The sequence below is a fragment of the Chloroflexota bacterium genome, assembly GCA_035652535.1.
In the GTDB taxonomy this organism is placed as follows: domain Bacteria; phylum Chloroflexota; class UBA6077; order UBA6077; family SHYK01; genus DASRDP01.
On the sequence record DASRDP010000082.1, the window covers coordinates 40,095 to 63,195 of the forward strand.

23 protein-coding genes are annotated in these 23,101 nt (G+C 66.5%); 7 read left to right on the top strand and 16 right to left on the bottom strand.

What is annotated here, in order from left to right; translation table 11 throughout:
• The first annotated feature begins 117 nt into the window (after positions 1 to 117).
• Genes VFC51_08910 through VFC51_08930 form a run of 5 tightly spaced genes read left to right on the top strand, consistent with a single transcriptional unit; the run spans position 118 to position 5,103 of the window.
• Positions 118 to 516: an SHOCT domain-containing protein gene (locus VFC51_08910; protein HZT07136.1), complete on the top strand. Its 399-nt coding sequence runs from the start codon at positions 118 to 120 to the stop codon at positions 514 to 516.
• Between the two features lie 40 nt (positions 517 to 556).
• Positions 557 to 2,713 carry a heavy metal translocating P-type ATPase gene (locus tag VFC51_08915; protein ID HZT07137.1) on the top strand — a complete coding sequence of 719 codons (2,157 nt, stop codon included), beginning with the start codon at positions 557 to 559 and terminating at the stop codon, positions 2,711 to 2,713.
• A gap of 53 nt (positions 2,714 to 2,766) precedes the next feature.
• A complete protein-coding gene (locus tag VFC51_08920) occupies positions 2,767 to 4,443 on the top strand; it encodes an AarF/ABC1/UbiB kinase family protein (GenBank protein ID HZT07138.1) in 1,677 nt (558 codons plus the stop codon).
• Between the two features lie 40 nt (positions 4,444 to 4,483).
• Positions 4,484 to 4,909, top strand: a complete 426-nt coding sequence (locus VFC51_08925) for a hypothetical protein (protein HZT07139.1) — start codon at positions 4,484 to 4,486, stop codon at positions 4,907 to 4,909.
• A 59-nt stretch (positions 4,910 to 4,968) separates the two neighbouring features.
• Positions 4,969 to 5,103 (top strand): hypothetical protein, encoded by a 135-nt coding sequence (locus VFC51_08930; GenBank protein HZT07140.1) that lies wholly within the window; start codon positions 4,969 to 4,971, stop codon positions 5,101 to 5,103.
• Positions 5,104 to 5,116: 13 nt separating this feature from the next.
• On the opposite strand, the gene VFC51_08935 is transcribed toward VFC51_08930, so the two are convergent.
• The 14 genes from VFC51_08935 to VFC51_09000 all read right to left on the bottom strand — a co-directional run bounded on the left by VFC51_08935 (position 5,117) and on the right by VFC51_09000 (position 19,129).
• Positions 5,117 to 6,142: a 5-methyltetrahydropteroyltriglutamate--homocysteine methyltransferase gene (locus tag VFC51_08935; protein ID HZT07141.1), complete on the bottom strand. Its 1,026-nt coding sequence runs from the start codon at positions 6,140 to 6,142 to the stop codon at positions 5,117 to 5,119.
• Positions 6,143 to 6,189: 47 nt separating this feature from the next.
• A complete protein-coding gene (locus VFC51_08940; GenBank protein HZT07142.1) occupies positions 6,190 to 7,191 on the bottom strand; it encodes a cupin domain-containing protein in 1,002 nt (333 codons plus the stop codon).
• Positions 7,192 to 7,199: 8 nt separating this feature from the next.
• Complete coding sequence (locus VFC51_08945) at positions 7,200 to 8,675, bottom strand: UbiD family decarboxylase (protein HZT07143.1); 1,476 nt, start codon at positions 8,673 to 8,675, stop codon at positions 7,200 to 7,202.
• Positions 8,676 to 8,747: 72 nt separating this feature from the next.
• On the bottom strand, positions 8,748 to 9,458 hold the full coding sequence (locus VFC51_08950; GenBank protein ID HZT07144.1) for a class I SAM-dependent methyltransferase: 711 nt from the start codon (positions 9,456 to 9,458) through the stop codon (positions 8,748 to 8,750).
• Positions 9,459 to 10,379 carry a fructose-bisphosphate aldolase gene (locus VFC51_08955; protein HZT07145.1) on the bottom strand — a complete coding sequence of 307 codons (921 nt, stop codon included), beginning with the start codon at positions 10,377 to 10,379 and terminating at the stop codon, positions 9,459 to 9,461.
• 121 nt (positions 10,380 to 10,500) lie between these two features.
• Positions 10,501 to 11,154: a hypothetical protein gene (locus VFC51_08960; GenBank protein HZT07146.1), complete on the bottom strand. Its 654-nt coding sequence runs from the start codon at positions 11,152 to 11,154 to the stop codon at positions 10,501 to 10,503.
• A gap of 315 nt (positions 11,155 to 11,469) precedes the next feature.
• The gene (locus VFC51_08965; protein ID HZT07147.1) at positions 11,470 to 11,877 is read right to left on the bottom strand and encodes a DsrE family protein; all 408 of its coding nucleotides are present in this window, start codon (positions 11,875 to 11,877) and stop codon (positions 11,470 to 11,472) included.
• The gene (locus VFC51_08970) at positions 11,877 to 12,203 is read right to left on the bottom strand and encodes a hypothetical protein (GenBank protein ID HZT07148.1); all 327 of its coding nucleotides are present in this window, start codon (positions 12,201 to 12,203) and stop codon (positions 11,877 to 11,879) included. Before VFC51_08970 ends, VFC51_08965 begins: the two co-directional genes overlap by 1 nt.
• A gap of 17 nt (positions 12,204 to 12,220) precedes the next feature.
• Positions 12,221 to 13,096 carry a peroxiredoxin family protein gene (locus tag VFC51_08975; GenBank protein ID HZT07149.1) on the bottom strand — a complete coding sequence of 292 codons (876 nt, stop codon included), beginning with the start codon at positions 13,094 to 13,096 and terminating at the stop codon, positions 12,221 to 12,223.
• A 42-nt stretch (positions 13,097 to 13,138) separates the two neighbouring features.
• Positions 13,139 to 13,894, bottom strand: a complete 756-nt coding sequence (locus VFC51_08980) for a hypothetical protein (GenBank protein ID HZT07150.1) — start codon at positions 13,892 to 13,894, stop codon at positions 13,139 to 13,141.
• 85 nt (positions 13,895 to 13,979) lie between these two features.
• A complete protein-coding gene (locus tag VFC51_08985) occupies positions 13,980 to 14,705 on the bottom strand; it encodes a class I SAM-dependent methyltransferase (protein HZT07151.1) in 726 nt (241 codons plus the stop codon).
• Positions 14,706 to 14,806: 101 nt separating this feature from the next.
• On the bottom strand, positions 14,807 to 16,009 hold the full coding sequence (locus VFC51_08990) for a glycosyltransferase family 4 protein (GenBank protein ID HZT07152.1): 1,203 nt from the start codon (positions 16,007 to 16,009) through the stop codon (positions 14,807 to 14,809).
• A complete protein-coding gene (locus tag VFC51_08995) occupies positions 16,006 to 17,076 on the bottom strand; it encodes a lysylphosphatidylglycerol synthase transmembrane domain-containing protein (protein HZT07153.1) in 1,071 nt (356 codons plus the stop codon). The genes VFC51_08990 and VFC51_08995 overlap by 4 nt, the downstream gene beginning before the upstream one ends.
• 1 nt (position 17,077) lies before the next feature.
• Entirely contained in the window at positions 17,078 to 19,129 is a 2,052-nt protein-coding gene (locus VFC51_09000) for a sulfatase (protein ID HZT07154.1), read from the bottom strand.
• A 260-nt stretch (positions 19,130 to 19,389) separates the two neighbouring features.
• Here VFC51_09000 and VFC51_09005 point away from each other — a divergent pair, with 260 nt between their 5' ends.
• Entirely contained in the window at positions 19,390 to 20,127 is a 738-nt protein-coding gene (locus VFC51_09005) for a M23 family metallopeptidase (protein HZT07155.1), read from the top strand.
• A gap of 52 nt (positions 20,128 to 20,179) precedes the next feature.
• On the opposite strand, the gene VFC51_09010 is transcribed toward VFC51_09005, so the two are convergent.
• Entirely contained in the window at positions 20,180 to 21,649 is a 1,470-nt protein-coding gene (locus tag VFC51_09010; protein HZT07156.1) for a HAMP domain-containing sensor histidine kinase, read from the bottom strand.
• Positions 21,650 to 21,651: 2 nt separating this feature from the next.
• Positions 21,652 to 22,329 (bottom strand): response regulator transcription factor, encoded by a 678-nt coding sequence (locus tag VFC51_09015; protein ID HZT07157.1) that lies wholly within the window; start codon positions 22,327 to 22,329, stop codon positions 21,652 to 21,654.
• A 26-nt stretch (positions 22,330 to 22,355) separates the two neighbouring features.
• On the opposite strand from VFC51_09015, the gene VFC51_09020 reads away from it, so the two are divergent.
• Positions 22,356 to 23,099: a hypothetical protein gene (locus VFC51_09020; protein ID HZT07158.1), complete on the top strand. Its 744-nt coding sequence runs from the start codon at positions 22,356 to 22,358 to the stop codon at positions 23,097 to 23,099.
• Positions 23,100 to 23,101: the final 2 nt, after the last annotated feature.

Below are 23,101 nucleotides of genomic sequence, written 5' to 3' on the forward strand. Positions count from 1 at the left end.
GCAACGAAAACCACCCTGCCAACGGTGGGACGTCGGTTCGACCAATGCCTATAAGGAAATCAGGTCGGGATCGAGGGCGATGCGTGAGACGTCGCGGCCTGCCGGGAGGAGGACAGTATGCGTTCTATCAGCGTACTTTTCGCAATCATCGCGGGAGTTTTCGTGGTCAGTCTGCTGGCGATGTCCGCTGGAGCAACGATGATGGGACCGGGATTCATGGGCCCCGGCTGGATGGGACCGGGCATGATGTGGGGCTATGGAAACGCCGCGGCCAACGGCGTCGACGGTTGGCGTTGGGGGCTGGGAATGGCGCTCGGCTGGATCGGGATGGTTGCCTTCTGGGCCGTCATCGTGGTGGGCGCGATCGTGCTGGTGCGGTGGCTCGGGAGCGGCATGCGATCGACCGAGGGCCCGTCGGCGCGCGACGAGCCTCTGGAGATCCTGCGGCGGCGCTACGCGGCGGGCGAGATCGACGATGCGACCTATGAGCGAATGAAGCGCGAGCTGGCGGCATGACCATGCTGTATTTGCCCCAGGTCCAGAGACTGGTGTACGCGTGACCGCGCAGCCGATACGCGCTCCGAGCCCTGCAGAGCGACCGCGTCTCCACGAGCTGGCCAAAGATCCGATTTGCGGAATGGTTGTCGACAAAAACACCGCTCTCAAGACGGAGCGCGGCGCGCGAACGTACTACTTCTGCAGCGTCAACTGCCTGCGGACGTTCGAATCGCCCGAGGCAGAGCTCAAGACGATGCGGAGGCGGGTGAGCGTCGCGCTCACCGGCGTCCTGATACTGGCCGTCCTGCGCGCGGCAGCCTTCATTGCGCTCGCGGCCGGCGCGACGATCGTCACCTGGGCACCCATTCCCGCCCTGCCGTGGTTCACGTGGGGGAAGTGGCTCTTCATCATCGTCACCCCCGTTCAATTCATTGGGGGGTGGGGATTCTACAAAGGCGCCTGGAGCGCGCTACGGACCCGCTCCATCAACATGGACGTTCTCGTGGCGCTCGGGACCAGCACAGCGTACCTCTACAGCACGGCCGTCGTGTTCTTCCCATGGATCTTGCCGGTCGCCGCTGAAAAGCGAGACGTTTACTTCGAGGTGTCAGCGGTCATCATCGCCTTCGTCCTCGTCGGCAAGTATATGGAGGAGGCCATCAAGACCCGTTCGTCGGCGGCCGTGCGACGGCTGATGGACCTGCGGCCCGCCACCGCGTCGGTTGTTCGGGACGGCCGAGAGATGGAAGTGCCCGCCGAGTCTGTCATGGTCGGCGACGTGGTTCTCATTCGGCCTGGCGGGAAGATCCCGGCCGACGGCACCGTGATCGATGGCTTTTCCAGCGTGGACGAGTCGATGTTGACAGGCGAGTCGATGCCGGTCGAGAAAGGCCCCGGTGACGGCGTTCTCGGCGGAACGCTGAATCGAACGGGCTCGTTCCGGTTCTCTGCAACCCGCGTGGGCGCGGAGACGGCGCTTGCGCAAATCGTGCAGATCGTCGAGGAGGCCCAGGCCACGAGCGCGCCGATTCAACGCATTGCCGACCAGGCCACGCGCATCTTCGTCCCATCCGTGGTCGGCGCGGCCGTCCTCGCCTTCGTCGGGTGGTCGCTCGTCGGGAATTTCCCCCAGGGCCTTCTCTCATTTATCGCCGTGCTCATCATTGCATGCCCGTGCGCGCTGGGAATCGCCACGCCCGCCGCGCTCATGGTGGGGGTCGGAAAGGGAGCGGAGCGAGGCATCCTGATCCGAAGCGGTGAGGTGCTCGAGCGCGCGGAGCGCCTCAGCATGGTGGTCTTTGACAAGACGGGCACCCTGACTCGAGGCGAGCCGAACGTCACCGACGTCGCGACGTTTGGCGGACTCTCATCCGAGGAGATCATCGCGCTCGCGGCAGCGGCCGAGCGGTCTTCGGAGCACCCGATCGCCCAGGCGATCGTTCGTGATGCGCGCCATCGGTCCCTCGAGATTCCGGATGGCGAAGCCTTCCAGGCGATCCCCGGCGAAGGCGTCCGCGTGCGTGTTGGCGGCCGAAAGCTCCTCTTTGGAAATCGGCGATTGATGGTCGGCAACGGGGTTGAAATCGACGCCGCGGAACCCACCATGCTCCGTATGGAGGCGGAGGGGAAGACGGCGATGCTGCTGGCGGTAGACGGCGCCCTGGTTGGAATCGTCGCGGTGGCCGACACGCTGAAGACCGAGGCCCGGGAGGCGATCCAACTCCTGCGGCAGAAAGGCGTCGCCCTCGCCCTTCTGAGCGGGGACAACCGACGCACGGCGGAAGCGATCGGCCGCCAGCTCGGCATCGAGCGCATCATCGCGGAGGTCCTGCCCGCGGACAAGGCCGGCGTCATCAGGGAGCTGCAGGCCCAGGGGAACGTCGTGGCGATGGTGGGGGACGGCGTGAACGACGCGCCCGCGCTGGCCGCCGCGGACATCGGAATCGCCATCGGGTCCGGGTCCGACGTGGCAAAGGAGACAGGCGGGATCGTGCTCATTCGAGACGACGTGCGCGACGTCGCGACCGCCATATCGCTCTCGCAAGCGACCATGCGGAAGATCAAACAGAACCTGTTCTGGGCCTTCATCTATAACACGATCGGGATTCCCATCGCGGCGTTCGGGCTGCTGAATCCGATCATCGCGGCCGCTGCAATGGCGCTCAGCTCCCTATCGGTGATCACGAATAGCTCGCTTCTGAGTCGCATGCACTAGGGTTCCCGGTCACGTCAGCGCAAATCTACCACCGCGCCGAATCGAGTCGAACCATGATCGCGACGAAACGGAAAGAGTCCCACCGCGCTCGGTATGCTCAATTTGCTGATGCGCTGGCGCGGCATGGGCTGGGTTACCTCGTCGGTGTTTTCGGCCTCGATCGGTTCTTGCCGTTTCATCGTGGCTTCCTGGGACATCCGCGCCGGCCGGTGCCGTATACGCAAGCCGAGCACGTTCGTATGGCGCTCGAGGAATTGGGCGCGACGTTCATCAAACTCGGGCAGATCGCCTCAACTCGCGCCGACCTCCTCCCACCGGACTATCAAGCTGAGCTGGCGAAGCTCCAGGACCAAGCTCCGCCCGTGCCGACGGACCAGATCGAAGAGGTGATCGCTGCAGAGCTTGGGCAGGCCCCGGACGCGCTGTTCGCCGCGTTTGACCGGGCTCCCCTCGCGGCGGCATCCATCGGCCAAGCCCACGCGGCCACGCTCCACGATGGCACCGAGGTTGTTGTCAAGGTCCGCCGCCCCGGAGTCGTCGAGCAGATCGACGAGGACCTCGAAATCTTGCGTAACGTGGCAGCCGCCGCCGCGCGGCGATGGGAGGTCGCCGACCGATACGACGTGGTCGGCCTGGTGGAGGAGTTCGCCCAGACCCTACGCGCCGAGCTCGACTACATCCGCGAGGGCCGCAGCGCCGAGCGCATCGCGGCCAATTTCGCCGGCGACGGCGCCGTTCACACGCCCCGCGTGTTCTGGGACATGACAACGTCCCGAGTACTCGTGATCGAGCGCATCCGCGGCATCAAGATCGATGACGTCGCGGCGCTTGACGCGGCGCACATCGAGCGCCGTGCATTGGCCGAGCGGGCGGCGCACATCCTGCTCAAAATGGTGTTCGAGGATGGCTTCTTCCACGCCGATCCGCACCCGGGCAACTTCTTCGTCGAGCGAGATGGTCGCATCGGTCTCATCGACTTTGGCATGGTGGGCACGGTTGATGACCACACGCAGGAGCTGCTGGTGAACGTGCTCTTCGCCGTGACCAGCGAGGACTCGAACAGGCTGGTCGACGCCCTGCTGGAGCTCGGGGTCGCTGGCAGGCGGATCGACCGCGACCTTCTGCGCCGAGATCTGGAGCACCATATCTCCCGATACTACGGGCAACCGCTGAGCGAACTGGCTGTCGGGCCAGTCCTCGGTGAGGCGCTCGGTATCGTCCGGCGCCACTCCCTGCGTCTGCCTCCCAATCTGGCGCTCCTGTTCAAGACGATCATCATGGCCGAAGCCCTCGCGGCGAGACTCGACCCATCGTTCCACCTCATCGATGTGCTCGTTCCATACGCACGACGGCTCATGCTCCGCCAGTACTCGCCCACCCTTTGGATGCGCCGACTTGGGCGGACGAGCCTCGATGCGGCCCGCCTTGGAGTCGATCTGCCACAACACGTGCGGCGCGTGATCGGGGAGCTGGAACGGGGCGGAATCGAAGTTGGGATGCGGCCGGCGGGATTCGAACCCGTGCTTCGCCGCCTCGAAAAGCTGCTGAACCGCCTCATCCTCTGCATCCTCATCGCCTCCTTCGTCAATGGTCTGGCGGTCCTCATGTCCATCTACCACCCCCTCGGATGGGAGCGCTGGATCGGACTCACGTTCACCATCGGCTTCGCCGCGGCCGGTGTGCTCGGCCTGTATCTCGTCTTGACAATCTTCCGATCGGGCCGTTCATAAGCCGCCAAGTCAAGTCGATAAAGGGCCAGGCGACCAGGTCGTGGGCGGCTCGATCAATCGCCAGGGATCGATCATGATGGAGGCGACGAACGTCGGCGGCGAGACGGTCCTCGCACAGATCGTCGCCCTCGTGGAGCAGGCGCAAAGCTCGAAAGCGCCCGGGCAGCGGCTGGCCGACAGGGCAGCGGGTTACCTCGTCGTCGTGGCGGTCGGAGCTGGCCTGCTGACGTTCGCGGCCGGGGTGCCGCCGGGCGGCGCGAATCTCAATGTCGCCCGAACGTTTGCGATTTCGGCGGTGGTGATCGCCTGTCCTGACGCCCGCGGCCTCGCGACGCCAGCGGCGGTGGCGGTGGGGACGGGTTTGGGCGCCCAGCACAACATCCTCATCAAGGACGCCGCGACGCTCGAAGCCATATCGAGCGTGCAGGCCGTCGTTCTCGATAAAACGGGACGGTCAGCAAGATGAAGCAGAACCTGTTCTGAGCGAGCATCTACAGTCTGCTCGCCATTCCGGTCGCCGCCGGCGTGCTTTACCCGCGCTTCGGCGTCATGCTTCAGCCGGAGTGGGCGGCGCTGCTCATGAGCCTCAGCTCGATCATCGTCGCCAGTAACGCAGTGCTCCTCAAGCGAATCGAGGGTGAGCTGACCCGGATCGCGTGACCGACGCGCTGACCTACAACTCCTCGCGCACGCGACGCGTCCCCTCCACGAGCGCACGCAACTTCGCCTCGGCCACATCGCGCGGGAGGTACTTCATGCCACAATCCGTAGAGGGAATGACTCGGTCTGGCGAAACGTACGCCAGTGCGGCGCGAATACGCGAGGCGACGATCTCCGGCGTCTCAATCTCGTGGCTCACGATGTCGATCACACCGAGGATGATCGTCTTGCTCGGCACGAGGAGCAGATCCTGGGGCCGAAGCTGGAGCTGCGCCGCTTCGAGCGAGAGCTGCCGGACCTGGCAATCGTTCAGCTCCGCGAGGAACGGGTAGCCATCGGGCCGGTCCGCGATGATGTGGCCGTAGCCAAAGCACGTGTGGAGCGCGGTCGGCACCTGAATCCCGTCGAGCGCGCGGTCGATGGCCGCGTTGGCGTAGGCGCGCGCGTCGTCGGGCCAGGCCTGGAGGAGCGGCTCGTCGATCTGGACCACGTCGGCGCCGGCAGCCTCCAGGGCGTGCAGCTCCGCGTTCACGGCGGCCGCCAGCGCGAGCGCGAGCCCCGCCCCGTCGCGGTAGTACTCGTCCTGAACCTGATGAGCCATGGTGAATGGCCCGGGCAGCGTGATCTTGATGGGATGGCTCGTGAGCGACCGAAGCACCTGCACGTCCCGCGCGAGCGCGGGCTCACCGTGCTCGATGGGTCCGACGACCCGAGGCACTGGATTCGGCCGGCCGGTCCGGCTCGGCGCGATCCCCGGGTGGTCGACGTCGAGCCCGCCGAGGGTCGTGGTGAATCGGTTGGCGTAGCTCTCCCGACGCTCCTCGCCGTCGGTGAGGATGTCGATTCCCGCCAGCTCCTGCATGCGGACGGCCAGCGCCGTCGCGTCGTCCTGCGCCTGCTCCAGGTAAGCCTCGGGCACGCGCCACAGCTCGCGCATCCGCGATCGGGGCGGGGAGATGGCGCTGAGGGCATTCCGGTCGATGAGCCAATCGGGCTGGGGAAGACTGCCAACGATCGTCGTCGGCAGGAGCGTATTCATGCTCTCTGCACCCCAGGCGCCGCGGGCCGGCGATACGTCACCGGCTGTCAGGACGGACCGAGGGTGCGCTCGCGGACGCGCTCGATCACGCCGCGCTCGATGGGCCGGCCCTGGGCGTCCAGGATCCGCTGCGGCGAATATCCCTCGGGCCAGACGTTCTGCCACCAATCACGGATCCCGTAGCGGATCTGGAGCTGCCAGTAGCTCTCCGTGCTGTTGTTGAAGTGCTCGTGCTCCCACATGCACGGCGGGACGTGAAGGACATCGCCCGCTTCCCACTGCTCTTCCGAACCCTCCATCTCGCTCATCCCGCGCCCAGACCATGCGTAGATCATCGCCTCGAGGTGCTTGTGCCGCCCGCTGTGCGTGCCGGCCGGCTCTTCCCACATGGCGGTCACCGCGACGGTCTTAGCCCGGAACCCGTTCTGGGGCTGCACGAGGTATTTGATGCGGTGGTGCTGGTTCCGCGAGGCGTCGACGGCGTTGTGGCCGGGGAACTCGTCGTCCTCCGGGGCCTCCTCCATGTGGATCAGGGCGCGCGCGCCATCGGCGTAGTACTGGCCGTCCATGGCCGGAAAGCGGGCGAGCGCCGCTGGGTCGTTTGGGCCGCAGGTCTCGTACTGGTACAGCTTGGCCAGATTGAAGAAGCGCTCGAGGCTGAAGCACATACCGGAGAGGTAGAGGGCCGGCGTGCCGCCCGTATTGAAGTGCTGATGCACCGCGCGATAGGGGATGTGGAGCGTGCTGCCCTGGTGCCAGTCGAACCGTTGGCCATTTACGATGCTGAAGCCTTCCCCCTCGAGGAAGTGGATCGACTCCTCGCCGTGGGCGTGCTTCCCGGTGTGCCACCCGACGGGAATCTGGGCCTTGAGGACATCGCTTCCCATCGTTGCAAAGCCATTCGAGTTGCACACCATGAGCTTGACCATGGCGTCCTGCGGCGTCTCAACCCATGGGATGTCCCGGTCTCGCGCCACGTGTTTTGCCTGGCGGAACTCATGCTCACTGCGGGCGTCGGCCGCGAGCCAATCGTCGTAAAACGTCGCCATCGCCGCCCTCACCGACTCGGCGGGGTGTCGCCGCGGAGGATCCACCCCCACTTCTCGCGCGTCTCCCGCTTGTAGGCGGGGTCTGGCCCGATGGCGTGGGGGAACTTGTCCATCCACTCGTACGGCTTGCAGGCGTCGATCAAGAGCCGCGAGTTCAGTCCCTTCTGGTCGGGGTGGATCGCCGGGTCCAGCGGACCGCTCCAGGCCCGCTTGATGATATCCAGCGAGCGCTCCGGGTCGGACCGCGTGCAGACCGCCCACATCACCTCGTCCAGGTCCGTCACGTCGATGTCGTCGTCCACCACGATGACCAGACGCCCCAGGTACGCTCCGGCCCGGCACATCGCCGCCACATGAAGCGCCTGCCGAGCGTGGCCGGGATAGCGCTGCTTGATGGAGACGACGTTCAGCAGGCGCGTGCCACCCACGCCGTGGCACCAGACGGACACGACGTCCGGCACGCCGGCCTGGCGGATCTCGCGACGCAGCAGCGCCGAGCTGAGATAGACCCGGTACTTGTGCGCCTCGTAGGGCGGCTTCTCGGGGGGAACACCCAGGATGACCGGATCGTCGCGGTAGTAGACGGCCTTGACGTCGACCACCGGCTCCTCGCGCGAGCCGCTGGCGTAGTAGCCCGTCCACTCGCCGAAAGGCCCTTCCATGAGCTTGGTGTTCGGATATGCGAAGCCCTCGAGGACGATCTCCGCGTGCGCGGGGATCGGGAGCCCCGTGTGGCGGCCGCGCACGACTTCCACGGGCTCGCCCCGAAGTCCGCCGACCCAGTCCATCTCGTTCACGCCCGGCGCGATCTCAATACCGGCGGCGAGGTAGAAGACCGGATCGCCGCCCACAACGATGGCGATGGGCATGGGCTCGCCGCGCGCGAAATACGTGTCGCGGTGGATCCGACCGTGCTTGCCCGGTGAGATGTAGAGCCCGACCTGCTTGGCATTGTGCACCATGACGCGGTACGTGCCCGTGTTCACCCAGTCGCTGTCCGGGTCCTTGGTAATGTCGACGCAGCCGGTCCCGATGTAGCGGCCCCCGTCCTCCGGGTGCCAGAAGGGCGCCGGGAACTTCAGCACGTCGACGGCGTCGCCCTCGTCCACGTTTTCGAAAATCGGGCCGCGCTCGACGTCGCGGATGGGGATGGGCGCCATCGAATCCATGCGGTTCTCGAACCAGTCCATCAGCCCCTCGGTGCTGATCCTGGGGTCGAGTCCCAGCGTAATGGCGAGCCGCTCGCGCTCGCCGTTGGAGTTGAGGAGCACACGAAACCCCTTGGGATAGCCGGGGATCTCGTCGCAGATCACCGCGGGCGCGCCATCGGTGTGGGTCAGCATCTCACCGATTCGGCCGATGTCCTCCTGCCACGTGGCCCCGGCCACGCGCCGCAGCTCGCCGATGGCGTCGACACGTTCGAGCCATTCCCGCAGGCCGCGGTAGTTGCTGACGCTTGTCGGCCGCGATGCGAGATCTACCATCAGGCCTCCCCACCAAACCTGCCACCCGGAGCGGCAATCTGCGCGACGACCGGGTCTGCGCGCCCGCGCGCGTCAGCGGCCGTCCGGCACCCGAATAGCGCCTTTGAACCCACCGAACAATGCGGTGCGGAGCTCGCGCCAGAAGCAGTCGGCCGGCGCGAAACCCGCCTCTGCAAGCCAGCCAAGATGCTCCCCGACCGTTCCCAGGTAGTCGCGATAACCGCGCACCGCCGCGAAACCCGACGCCTGATCGCTGCTCGCGAACCGGTACAGCTCGCCGAGAGCCGGGTGGGGCGCGCGCACGTAGTCGAAATTCATGAAGAACCCGCCCGGGGCAACGACGGAAGCGATCTCCCGATACAGCTCGCGCACGCGCGCTGGATCCTCGAGATTATGGATAGCGATTGTGGAGAGCGCCACGTCGACCGGTTCGCCAATCCCCTCGGTCCAGCGGCGATCGACCAGATCGGCCTCGACGAAGGCCGTGCGCGACGCGAATCGTCGGAGCCGAGCCCGGGCCTGGTCCAGCATGGCCGGCGAGCCATCCAGCAGGACGGCTTCGGCGCGCGGGAACCGGTCGAGCAGTTCCTCGTCCAGCCAACCATCCCCGGCGCCGACGTTCAGATACCGAAACGTCTCGCTCGACTTCCGCGGTATGAGCGCCCGCACCATCGCGAATTGGCGCTCCCGCTCTGGCGCGCGCGCCTTCTGACGCTCGAGCCAGTCCGCCACGAAGGCTTCGTCGAACCAGTTCTCTCGCTCCCGCGCTTCGCTCGCCTGCATCTAGCGGCGTCCAGCGCCCGCGAGCTGCCCCGCTTCCGTGCGCATGATCTCGCGAATCCGATGCGTGAGGGCGAGCGCCTCGGCGAAGGGCCGCTGCCACACGTTTCGCCCGAAGATCAAGCCGGTGCACCCATTGCGCATCGAGAGACGCGCTTTGGCAAGGACGTCTTCTTCGTCCTGCCGAGCGCCGCCGGAGACCAGCACGGGCGTCCGGCCCGCCGCGGCCACCACCCGCCGCACCGCCTCCTCCTCGGAGAACGTGGCGCTCTTGTACGGCGCGGGCGTCTGCGCGTTCTTCTCTGGGTCGTACTCCGGCAGATTGACCTTCACCACGTCCGCGCCCAGCTCCTGGGCCACGCGAGCCGCGTACTCGATAGCCCAGGATGTGAGCTGGCCGCCCTTCGCATTGATCGCCTTCCCCCGGGGATAGGACCATACGATCACCGGCATCCCGAACCGCATGGCGTCTTTCCGAACTTCCGCGAACTGCTGGAAGTCCTTGTCTTGCGCCGGGGAGCCAACGTACAGCGTGTAGCCGACGGCGTCCGCGCCGAGCCGCACCGCGTCCTCCACCGACGCGTTGCAGGGGCTAAATGCCTCCTCGTCGGATGGAACCTCCGTCTTCCCGTTCAGCTTGAGCACGAGGGGAACGCGCCCGGCGTATCGGCCCATGTACTTCTCCGCGATGCCGATCTGGAACACGATGGCGGAGAAATTGCCTTCTTCTGCGAGGCGCAGCTGAAATTCTGGATCCTGCGAATCCGGATTGTCCCAGAAGTCCCGGGGACCGTGCTCCAGGCCCTGATCGATGGGCAAGAACATCCCCAGCCCGTTGCCCGGGCCGTGCTGATACAACATCCGATAGAGCCGAGCGCGCTTCCCGGGCGATAGCTCGAGATCATCGAGGGTGAACCGCGGCATATTTCACCTCCTGGCGGCAATTATAGGTGGAGAAATGTGAAACGGCGGCCCTCCGTCGACAGCACGCGAAGCAGCCCGGGCGGTTTGGCCCGGGCTGCTCGATTATGCCGCTCGCCAGGACTCAGCGGGTACGCTCAACCTCCACAGTCGGGTTGGCCCCCAAGTAGCCGCCGATGGCGGACGCGACCAGCGCAACGATCATCACGATAAGGCTCGCCCACGCCGCGTTCCGCACGCCCTCGGCAGCGCGCGCCACTTCGGTCGGCGATACGGTACCGCCGACGCTCGATGGGGGCGCGACGTTACCGGGGGCCATCGTCGCCGCGCCCGCCGCCAGTCCGCCGAGCCCACTCAGCAAACCGCTCATCCCCTGCGTCGCCACCAGCATCGTCACCGGAACCGAGAGCAGGAACACCATGGCGCCGTTGGCCATCCCGCGCGAGCGCGTAGCGCAATTCACGATGCGCGCAGCCGCGAAGCCGCCAATGAGGTAGGAGATTATGCCGCTGATGCCCGCCCACAGCGCCGAATTAATGCCCGCCTCCGTCGCCGGGGCGGTACCGGTCGCTGCTGCTGATCCAGCGTTGAACGCGCTGAGACCCGTGGCGATTCCCAACAAGCCCAGCAGCGCAAAGATCGTGAGACCGATAAGATAGCCACCGACGATCGATCCCCAGTGAAGGGGCGATGTCTCATACAGTCGCGCAGGGCTGACGCCCACCTCTCCAACAGGGGGAAACCGACTGGTTGTCGTGCGCACGGGTTCCGCTGCCATACCAACCTCCCTCCTCACACCTCTACCCAGATGGTCAACGGCGTGCGAGTATCGGCACGTCAAGCAGGGTAATCGTTACGTCAACATTTTGAGGGAACCGCGGGAAGACGGATCCAACGGTGGCAGCGCGCCCGGCCAGACGCGCGGCCGAAACATGACCGGTCATCCTGAGCAAAGCAAAGGTTCGACTAAAAAACGATCAACCATCGACAGATTCTTCGCCAGCGGGCTCAGAATGACACGTTCGGGCTCAGAATGACACGTTCGGGCTCAGAATGACCGTTTCCGTCCGGCCCTCCAGGGGCGCAACGGCGCTCAATAGGTGACGACGAGCACCGCGCCGGCGAGATGATCTGCCAGAAAGGCGATCAGCCCGCGCCCGCCCGAGATCGCCGGACCGAGATCCGCGTCCGTGATTCCCCACACGTACATCGATGACGTGCACGCATACAGCTCGACGTCCCCGGATTGCCGCAACTCCTCGAGTCCAGCCTGCAGATCCCGGTTGGCGTCGATCTCAGCGGCGACGCTGGGCGCCAGGATCCGGCGTCTTGCGTCGGGGACGCAGACCATTGGGATGCTTTCATCGCGGAAGAGCACCCGAACTTGCATCCCCTGTCGCGCACGGACGGAGCAGTCCCGGATCACAGCGGCCATCGTTTCGACACCACCCGAGGCCACGATGGCAGCCAGGCGCCCCATCGTCGGCTTTTCGCCGGACATCAGTACCAAACGGTCCGGACGTCGTGGTCGAGGATTAGCCGCGCGAGATCATCCTCCGACGCGGTGAAGGCCGCCACGCTGGGCCAGAGACGGCGAAGCCGATGTGCGACGCGTGCCGTCGCCATGATCGGGACGCCGAGGCTCGCGAGCTGCCGGAGAATGATCGGTGTCGCCCGTTGACCGGTCTCGACCGCGCCGTCGATGAGAAAAACGCTCGCGGAGCCTCCACGCCGATGTGCCCAGAGAGCCACCTTCAGCAGATGGGCGGCCGACGGATCGCCGTCAATGCATTTGCTGACGACGAAGAGGCATTGGGGAGCTGCCATCGCGCGTCAGCGGTCCCTCAGTCCCCTGTGTCCCCTGGCCCTTTGCGCTCCGCCGTAGACGCGGCGACGCCCACGCCATCGACGGTTGCGCCTTCCGGCTGCGCAGCGCCATCTAGCGGATCGACCTCGAGGGCGCTCGCCAAAGCCGGGATCTCGAATCCGCCATTCTGGGATCCGTCCGTGTCTGCGTCCGCCTCGTCAACGAGAAAAGCAGCGTCGACCGCGCCGTTCTCCGTGCGCGCTTCCACGGACGCTTCTTGTGCCCCAACAGGCGGCGCGTCCACGAGAACGGCTGGCTCTTCGCCGCCAGAACCGTCGAGCCCTTCCTCTGGGAGCCCGTCCTCGGGGCCAACCGCAACGAGCCCCACGGCGGTGGCCTCGCCGGGCTCCGGGTTCGCCTCCTCCGCCGTCACGACCGGCGCCGCGACACCCACGAGCCAGCTGCACAGGCGAAACAGCGAGTCCGTCTCTGGAGTATCTCCGTCATCAGCACCCACGTAGATGAACCGGATGACGCCGGACTTATCGACGATAAAAGCGGCGGGGCGGGTGACGCCGATGCCGTGCCACGAGAGCGCCTGATATACCCCATAGTCCCGCGCGGCCTCACGCGCCTCATCGGCGAGGATGGGGAACGGAATCGCATAGGATCCGAGGCGCCCCTGGAGGCTCTTCCCGCTTTGCGTGATGAGGACGACGACTTCGACGTCGATCGCCAGGAACTGTTCGTAGATCGCGTTGATCTCGCCTACTTGCCGCCGCGTCGCCGGCGACCACGCCCCGGGGGCGAAGAGAAGCAGGACGCTCCGTTCCGCCAGGATGTCCGCCAGGCGAACGGTCTCTCCATCGAGCCCCGCGAGCGAAACGAGCGGGGCGAGGTCCCCGATACGCAAGGTTGTTGACGCGAGCTTCGATGTCACGCAGCGGGTACCGTTTTACGCGTAGCGTCGCTCCAGAGACTCGATTTCGGCTTCCAGGGCAGGAATGCCCTCCTCGTCCGCGCCCGAGATTTTATATCCGCGCTCGACGTAGAGCTGCGCCAGCCGCGCTCCCGTCGCACCTGGTCGCCGCGCCGCCTCGATCAGCTCTTTCGCGCGGTACTTTGGGGGAAGATAGGCGGCAATGGCGCGCATCTCCGCGCACGTCGCGTCGACCTGCGCCGCGTCACCGCCGTCGACCGCGTAGCGAACGGTGCCCAGCCGGCGGGCGATCTCTTCGATCCGTTCGCGCTCCGACAACACGCTGTAGAGCAGCGCCATCCCCTCGTACTGGTCGGACGGCGTCCGCCTCTCCGCGCGCACCGGTTCCGGCGCACGAGAGAGCCCGGCCTCGTACGCCTTTGCGTAGGCCTCGCCGATCTCGGCCACGCGGGAGATGAGCGTCGCGGGCTCCGCGCTAACGGCGCCTTGATCGACGAGAACGTCGTCGCCGCGCAGCTCCGCGAGCCTGCGCAATTCCGCGAGGTCGTAGCGCTCCGGGACGGGCGGAATGGGGAAAAATGACGCTTGCCCGACGAGGCCCGCTGATCCAAGACTCGACGCGAGCAGCGGCGGGACGTACCGCGCGAAGTCAAATGGGACTGGGGACACTACGAGATAGGTCGCGATGATCTCAGCGCCGCTCTCGAAGTAAAGAAACGTATGCCCAACGGGCCGCTCGGGGTCGCCGCGCTCGAAGGTGAGCGTGACCATACACGTGTCCTTACGTAAGCCAAGTCACTCCGCGATTATTCTACGACCTCGGCCGCTGGGACCGCTCCGAGCTTCGCGGCGGCGTTCAGCTGTTCGAGCGCCCGTCGTCCACGCCGAGCTGCCAGAACATGCGACAGAGCAGCGCCGACGGCACATGGCGTTCCACCGCTTCAAACGCGGCCTGGAACGGGACCGGTGCCAGTCGGTACAGGTAGGGCGAGAACAGAAAGCACGGCTCGGTGTGCAGCACGCGAAGCCCAAGCCGTCCCGCCAGGGAACGCACCTCGCCTGGCGGATGCCGATAGACGAGGCCTCCCCATTGGCGTGCGCCAAGAGGGATGACCGAGCGCGGGGTCCACGTGTAGGTATCGAAGACGAGCGTTCCACCGCGGTGGACCAGGCGGCGCATCTCCGTGAGGAGCGGCGCGAGGTCCGCCCAGTGGAAAGCGAACCGCGTGGACACGACGGCCGCGAACGTGCCATCGGCAAACGGCGTCGCGAACGCGTCGCCGATCACGACCGGAACGCCGGTTCCCGCCGTCTTGGCGGCCATTGGCTTTGAGTAATCGAGCCCGACGACAGGCTGCCCTCGCTCCGCAATCGACCGCGTCAACCGGCCCGTGCCACATGCGAGGTCCAGCACCCGTCCCGCCATTGGAAGCATGTGGAGCGCGATGGCGATCTCTCGCGCGCTCACCCGGGCGCCGCTCGCCCCTCCAAACCGCTGGTCGTCGTAGGAGTCCGCGACCTCGCGCCGGCTGTAGAACGCGCGCTTGCCGCCGTCGGCAGCGCGCTGCGTGGGCGCGCTCATGATGTGATGGTGTCGGTGCGGGCGGCATCTGCCCCGCGCGTGAGGTCGTGATCGCGACTCGATCTCGGGTGTTGGAGCTTCGGCATGGCCGTCCTCGGACGTCAGAGCGCGCCGAGGGCGTGATACGGCTGCCCCGCCAGCGCCGCCTCGTACACGGCCGTGTAGCGATGAATGAGCGCGGCCCCATTGAAGCGAACGTCCATCGCTGCGCGCGCGGCCGTTTGCAGGCTCGCCCGGCGATCGGCGTCGACCAGGAGATCGGTGATCCGGTCGGCCAGGCTGGATGGGTCGCCGGGCTCAGCCAAGGTGGCAGTCGCGCCGCCGTCGGCTAATTCCCGCAGCAACGGAAGATCGGACGTGACGATCGCGGCTCCCGTCCACATGGCTTCCAGTACGGTGCCCGGATACGCCGCCTGCCCAATGGAAAACCGATAGGGCAGGGCAACGACGTCCGCGGCCGCGTAGACCTGCGACACGTCCGACCGCCCGAGGTGAATCACGCTGTTCCCAATTCCGGCAGCGGCAATGGCCGCCTCGACTCTTGCTCGATTGCCGATTCCGCTCCAGGCCAGCACCAATCGAGCATCGGGAATCCGCGTGCGCACGCGCTTGAACGCTTCCAGGAGGACGTCGTGGCCCTTCACGTCATGATAGTGGCCGACAAACGCGACGATGGGGACTGACGCGTCCACGTCGAGCCCAAGAGCGCGCCGCGCCTCGCTTCGGTTCCAGCGGGCCAGCTTGGATTCGTCGATGAGATTGGGGATCACCTCCACGCGCGGGGGTGCGTATCCAAGTCGGTGGAGCTCCTCGCGCTGAAACTCGCTGCTCACCACGTATCGGCTCGCTCGGTGCAGGGTCATGCGGGCCAAGAGCCCGTTGTTCACGATGAGCCGCGGTCCGTAGAACTCCGGCGCTCGCAGCAGCCGACGCGCAACGGCCGGGAACGCGACGAGGTGGGCCTCGTACCCCACGATCATCGGGCGCCGCGTGAGAAGCTGGACCGCATCGGCGAGCGCGCTAAACGCCGGCGTTGGCACGTTGAAGTGCAGGACGTCGCACTCTCGCGCCGCCGCGGCGACCGCGCTCACGATCCGCCCGATTCGAACGGCCTTGGGCGCCAGGGACAGGCCGTCGCCCACGTCTGCGACCCATCGCCGGCCCGCGCGGAGTTCCTCGGATCGAAATGCCGAGATCAGGACGACCTGATGGCCGAGGCTCTCGAGACGCGACTGGAGCGCGACCAACGCTTCGATTTGGCCGCTCAGCATCCGCGGGTGGACGGACGCGAGGCAGATCTTCATCCTGTTCGACGTCCCGGTGATGGCGGCGTCGGGTCAGTCGATCCCGGCCACGGATCCGCGCCCCGCAAGTCGATGCTGGCGATAAGGAGGATGAGCCCGGCCGCGACCCACATCCAGAAGGTCAGGAACCGCGCGATGAGCGTTCCCGCCAGGGCGGCCGCCGCGGTCACGCCAAAGCGTGTGAGGAGGAGGGTGATGCTCGTCTCGACGATACCGATGCCGCCCGGCAGCATCGAGAGACCGCCGATGGCGCCCGAGGAGTTCAGCGCAAAAACGCCCGCCAGCGCCGGCAACTGGATGCCCAACGCCCAGACGGCCCACGCGAGGCACATGCCGTCGCAGGTTCGCGCCGCAAGGCTCAGCGCCATGCTCCTGGTCAGGAGGGCCGGGCGAAGAAGGTCAAGGCTTCCCGCGAGGGCCATCACGGCCCACGACGCCATACGGCGCCCGAGGCGAAAGCGCCCCACCGCCCGAAGGACGACGGTCGCAACGTCGTCCGGCCGGGCTCGGTGAAGGAGGAACACGGCGAAGGCTCCGGCAATCCCGACCCCGATCAATGTGCGCGCGCTGGCGGATATGGAGTCTGCGAGCCCGGGGAGCATGGCGGCGGCGGTGAGTGCGAGGAGCGCAAAGGCGATGGCGTCCATTCCCTTCTCGAAGAGGACGATGGGCGCGGTGCGCGCCATCGGGACGCCCGTCCGTTGCTCGATGAGGTGGCACTTGTAGATTTCGCCGACCTTGCCCGGGGTCATCGTCATGCTGAAGCCGACCAGCCACGCATGCATGCTCGTTTTGATGGGCGGCCGCGCTCCGACGGCGCCGAGAAAGGCGTGCCATCGCAGGGTCCGCAGGCCGGCGCTCACCAGGGCGAAGCCCACGGAGGGAGCGAGCAAGGGCAGGCTCAGCGCCCAGACACCTCCAACCTGGCGCGCCTGCCACCAGAGGGTGCCGACGGCCAGGGCGAGGCTCGCCGCCACCCAGAGGGAAGCGGCCAAGACCGCGCGCTGACCCAACGACCCGTTGGCTCGCACCCGGGCGACGGCGCCATCGTGCGCGCGCCGATTCATCTCACAGACCTCCCGCGTCGTCGCTGGAGCGGATGGCGACGGCCACGTGGTTGGCCTGGGCCCACGAATCCAGGCGTCGTTCGAGAGCGGACGCCATCAATGGCGCATCGGTAATGAGATTGCGTGCCTCCTTAGGGTCCGTGTCGATGTTGTACAGCTCGCGCTCGCCCGTCTCGCGGTTGACGATGAGCTTCCATCCGTCCGCCGCGTTGATGGCGACTTGCGAATCGTCGCCAAGCACCGTAATGGCCACACGGTCGGAACCGTCCTCCGCTCCCCGCATCAGGGGGACGATGCTCCGCCCTTGTGCCTGGGCCGGCCTGGGAAGGTCCAACAGGTCCAGAATCGTTGGCATGATGTCGATGTGCTGGATCGGCGCGGTGAGCACCTGATGCCCGCGTGTGGAGCGGGGATCGTAGATTACGAGCGGCACCTGAATCCCCGGGGTGTAGACGTCGTCGCCGTGGAGCCAGTACATCCCGTCGGTCCACGACGTCCCGCGCTCGCCAAGGCTCTCGCCGTGGTCCGCGGTCACCACGACGATGGTGTTGTCCAGCATGCCCTGGCGGCCCATGTACCCCAGCACCTGGCCGATGTAGTGGTCGGTGTAGCTCACCTCGGACGCGTACATGGCTCGCAGAAACTCGACGTCGCGCGGCGTCGGATTGAATACGCCCGCGCGCATCTCGTACACGAACCCCATCCCACCATCGTAGGGGCCGTCGTAATCGCGACCGCCGTCGTAGAGCTGGTCCCAGGGCTCGGGTGCGGTCCACGGATAGTGCGGGTCGAAAAAGTGGACCCAAAGGAAGAAGTGTTCGTCGCCGTGGCTCTTCAGCCAACTGATCGTCGCCGAAGCGGAGAGGTCCGCGCGCCCATCGATCTCCGCCTCCGTTCCCTGGCGCATCCCTAGCACCGACTCGACGGCCCCACCCAGGGCGACCTGCTCGGTCACGCGCCGATATACGCCCGCCAGCGCGGCCGTCGCCGGGTTCTTCATCGCCTCCGGCTCGTTCAAGACGAAGGCCTCGTACGTCTCGAAGCCCTGCTGAAATCCGGAAAAAGCGGGCTCGAGACTCGTCCATGGGAGCACGGCGGCTGTAGTGAATCCGTGGCGTTTCAGCTCTTTCGCCAGCGTATCGAACGAGTCCGAGAGGCGGTCCACCATGTGCCGGCGGACGCCGTTGACGGCGGGGTAGGTCGACGTCATGAGCGACGCGAGCGCGGGGTTCGTCTGCGGCTGCTCCGTGTACGTCGTACACGAGACCACCGAGTAGCTGGCGAGCATGTCCAGCCAGGGTGTCCGCATCTCGTCGTTTCCGCAGAAGCCCAGATGATCGGCGCGAAGGGCGTCCACCGTGATCAACAGCACATTCGGCTCCGTCTGCGGGCGGGCGCCTCGCCGAACGAAGCGCATGGCGAGGGCGTTGGTGAGATCCACGGACGGATCGACCTGGAGAGCGTCGACGTCGGCCGGCTGCATTGCGTCGACGGTTTCGTCGCGCATGCTGGCGCTTTCGCGCGCCTCCAGCACGACCTGAACGGGGAACACGGCGCCCAGCACGATGGTGCCGACAATCCCGAGCGTTGCCACGCGCCGAACGGAGGATAGCAACGCGGTGGCGTAGCCCCGGGCGAGCCACTGGACCACGGCACCGAACCCGAGCGAGATGACCAGAATGAGGAAGAGCTGCGGCAGCGGAATGCCGGCGCTTCGGTCCGCGCCGTTCGCGCGAAACGCCCAGACACTGCCGACGGCGAACATCGTCGTCACCGCGGCGGCGCTCACGAAGAGCGCGTCTCCCGTTCGGGCGCTGACTTGTCGGCGCATGAGCCGGAGTACGACCGCGAGCGCCGACGCGATGACCGCCGTAATCCCTGCGCATGCCAGGCCATTGACGACGATTGCATACAGGGCCGCCTCATTCAGAGCAGCGCGCGCGGACGGCGCGTCGCGGATGATGGAAAGCGCCTCGATTCCCCCAGCCAGAAGCCCCCCGATGAGCCCCAGGAGGAGGCCGCGAGTGAATCCGATCCAAATTGTTCGCAGCACGTGACTACCGATTGTCCGTATCATGAGCGCGCGCAAGACGCGCCCATGGCGGGAGCCGTATTGCCATAACCCTACCAGACCTGATTAAGAACGGATTAAGCTTCGTTAATCTTGCGCCACGGCCCGTATCGAGGGCGCGAGCCCGCCGTGCGCTCGCCCGGTTCAGCGCGCTCGTCGCGACGGTAGGATTCGCGGCCACGTCTTCTGGGTCCCGTCCGCTCGTTGTGCGGGGTATGCTCCCGGCCGCTTCGCACGGGCCGGTGTCCGTTGCGGCCGGCCTTGCCGCCACTCCCGCGCCCGAGCCGTCGCCCGCCGCCGGAGCGCCGCTCACCGGCTACCACCTCCCCTGGCGCGCCGGAGACACCGCCATCGTGACCCAGATCGACAATGCGAGCACCGACCACGTCGATCAGGTCGACTTCATCCTGGACGACGGGGACGTGTACGCGGCGAAGCCGGGGACCGTGGTGTACGTGAAGCAGAGCAGCAACGCTGGATGTCAATATCCACCGCGCCTCTCTGAGTGCTGGCGCAAAGCCAATGCCATCGTCATCAAGCACGGCCCCAACGAGTACTCGTGGTACGTGCACATCGCGTACCGAAGCGCGACCGTCTCGGTGGGGCAGGACGTCGGGTACGGGACGCCGATCGCCAGGCAGGGATCGACCGGCTACACCTGCAATGCGGACTGTAGCGGCCCTGGCCCTCACCTGCACTTCATGGTGTCGAGGGCGCACGATGTGGGATCGCATTGTGATGCGTTCGGGTGCTGGCCGGACCCAAACGATCCGGACGACGTCGCCTGGGGGGTCGATATGGTCCCGGTCGACTTCGCCGAGGCCGGGTGGATAGACCTGGCGCCCGGGCAGCGCTATCGGTCCACGAATGCCGTGGCCAATGCCGCCCCCATTCCGAGCCCAAACGCATCCGGGGCTGCCATGACCAACCCGGTTGACCCTCTGGGTTCCTCAGTCGACGCCGAAAATCGTTCACGATGAGCTGGTGGAATGTCTCGCCAGGAGCCGCGTTCGCGCGCTGTACGGGATCCTGCTAAGGCGTGTGAAGGGCCCGGCTCGGTTGCCGCGCGTTCTCGGGAGGGAGCCCGGCGGACGCCTGCTCGCCCTCGGCTCGCGCCAGGAGCGAAATGGCGCCAAGTCGGATCAAGAACGTGGTTCCCTCGCCCAGCCGCGTATCGACACTGATCGTCGCATCGTGCTCGGCAGCGATCCACTGGGCGATCGCCAGCCCCAGGCCGGTCCCGCCGCTGGCTCGGCTCGTGGGTGACCGATAGAAGCGCTCGAAAATGTGGGGGAGATCGTCCGGCGCGATGCCGGAGCCCGTATCGCGCACGCGAAGCGCCGCGGTCCCATCCTCGCGGATCAGGCTTAGGGCCACCGCTCCTTCCTCTGTGTACTTGACACTGTTCTCCACGAGAATCAGGAGGAGCTGCTTGAGCGCGTCCGCGTTGCCCAACACTTCCACCGGATCCACGCGGTCCAGCTCGATGGCGACCCGATGGGGCAGCGCCTGGGCCTCGCGATGGACCGTCCGGAGGACCTCGTCGAGCCTCACCGGCGACCGATCGAGCGCCTGACCCGCGTCGGCGCGCGCCAACGCCAGGAGCCCGTGCACGAGGCGCGACATTCGGGCCGCTTCGGCCGTGACGTCGTCCAGCGCGTCGACCATCTCTGGCCGGACGACTGCACCGCTCCGCCGCAGCAGCTCGAGGTTGCCGCGAATCGTGGTCAACGGCGTACGCAGCTCGTGGGAAGCGTCGGCGACGAATCGGCGCTGGGCCGCAAAGGCGCTGTCGATGCGGTTCATCATGTGGTTAAAGGTGTCGACCAGCCGGGCGATCTCATCGCGACTTCCCTCCGGCGGGAGTCGGCGGTCGAGGCGGCCCGACAGGGCGATGTCCCGGGCAGCCTGGGTGATGCGGCCGATGGGCCGCAGCGAAATGCCTGCGAGGAGCCAAGCGACCCCGACGGAGATCACCAGCAGCACGGCGCCCGCCACGAAGAGCGTGCTGCGCAAGAAGCTGAGGGCGTCCTCCGGCGCTTCGAGGGACCGGGCGACCTGGATGAATCCGAGCCCTTCCTCCTGCGCCTCATCCAGGGACGTCGTAAAGAGTCGGACGTTCTGACCCTCGATCTTTATCGTCTCGAAAACGTCCTCGCCATCGCGGGCCCGAGCCAGCGTGGTCGCCCGGAGCGGCAGACGGCGATCCCCCAGCGAGTCGCTGCGCTCGACGATCCCCCCGTCAGAGTCGAGGATCTGGACGTAGAACGCGGGCGCGGAGAAGACGCTCGGCTGGGGCACCACGCGCTCGCGGGCGCGCGGCGGCAGCGTCGCGCGCGCCTGGTACACGGTCGTGAGGTTGTGCGCCTGCGACTGCAGCGATTCGTCGATGTCTTCGGCGAGGCTGCGTGCCTCGAGGGCGTAGGTGAGTGCGCTGAGGAGGCAGATCGCGCCCACGATAATCGTGGCATTCCAGATGGCGAACCGGAGGCGGAGCGGCATGGTCAGCGCGGCTCTCGCAAGACGTAGCCGGCTCCGCGCACCGTTTGCAGCAGCCGTTGCTCGCCCTGCCCCTCGAGCTTCGCGCGCAGGTAGCCGACGTAGACGTCGACCACGTTGGTGGGGCGATCGAACTCGGGTCCCCACACCGCCTGAAGAATGGCCTCGCGCGAGACCACGCGGCGGGGATGGCTCATGAAATAGTGAAGCAGCTCGAACTCGGTCGTCGAAAGGACGATCTCGCGATCCCCCCGTCGCGCGGTGCGCGAGCTCAGGTCCAGCACGACGTCGGCGAACCGCAACGTCTCCCCGACCGCCACGTCGTGCCGACGAAGCAGCGCACGAATGCGCGCCAACAGCTCTTCCAGGGCGAACGGCTTGACCAGGTAGTCGTCCGCGCCGCTGTCGAGACCCCGGACGCGATCAGCCACTTCGTCTTTCGCCGTCAGGAGGAGCACCGGCGTGTCGCCGCTGCTCCGGAGCTCACGGCAGACCTCGAGCCCATCCATGCCGGGCATGAGAATGTCGAGAACCACGAGGTCCGGACGACGAGCGCGCGCTTCTTCGAGCCCGGAGGCGCCGGAGCTCGCGGTCTGGACGGCGTATCCTTCGAGGCTGAGAGCCCGCTTCAGAAGCTGGGTGATCTTGGGATCGTCGTCGACCACCAGGATATTTGCAGTCATTTCACCTCGAAGTATACTTGGTCTCGATGAGCATCTTTGCGAGCTATTTCTGGCTTTGGTCAATCGTAGGTCTGCTCTGTCTGCTTTTCGTGTCCACGTTGGGCGCAGTTATGAACTTTTTCGGGTTCGTAACGCCGCTTAAGCGCATTGGGCGCTGGGTTGATGACGCGCCGGCGCTTGTGAAGCTCGCGGTGATCGCGGGGATATTCGGCGTACTCGCCTATCCCTCTGTCGTGCATCGACTGTGGGCGGACGCTACGGCGGTCGAGACCCGGCACCGGTTTTCCGCACTCCCGGAGTATCCCGACGCGGTCGCTGGGCCGCCCACGGAACAGATGAACGGCCTGTACGATCCAACCGGAACGGACGGCACCTACATCCTCGGCTGGTACGGGACCGAGCAGTCCTTCGACCAGGTCGAAGCCTTCTACGTGAGCCAGCTCACCCAGCAGGGCTGGACCGAGTTCCAACAGTCGGTGACGGGGCGGCGCGTCGCGTCGACAAGGCGCGTGCAATTTCGCGACCAACCGGAGCCGGCCCGCGCCCACTACGAGCTGCTCGTGACCCAGGTGCCGCCGAATAGCCGCGAAGCGCCGGCATCGCTGGCGGGCAAGCCCACGCTCTTCGCCGTTCGTCTCGGCGTGGTCGATCCACGGGCAACGACCCAGGTATCGTGGTTCATCGACTGCCTGGTGCAGCGTGCGCCGACGTTCCCGAGCTGCGAGGCGATGGGCTGGAATCCCATCGAGAAGTTCATCAGCCCCGAATAGGG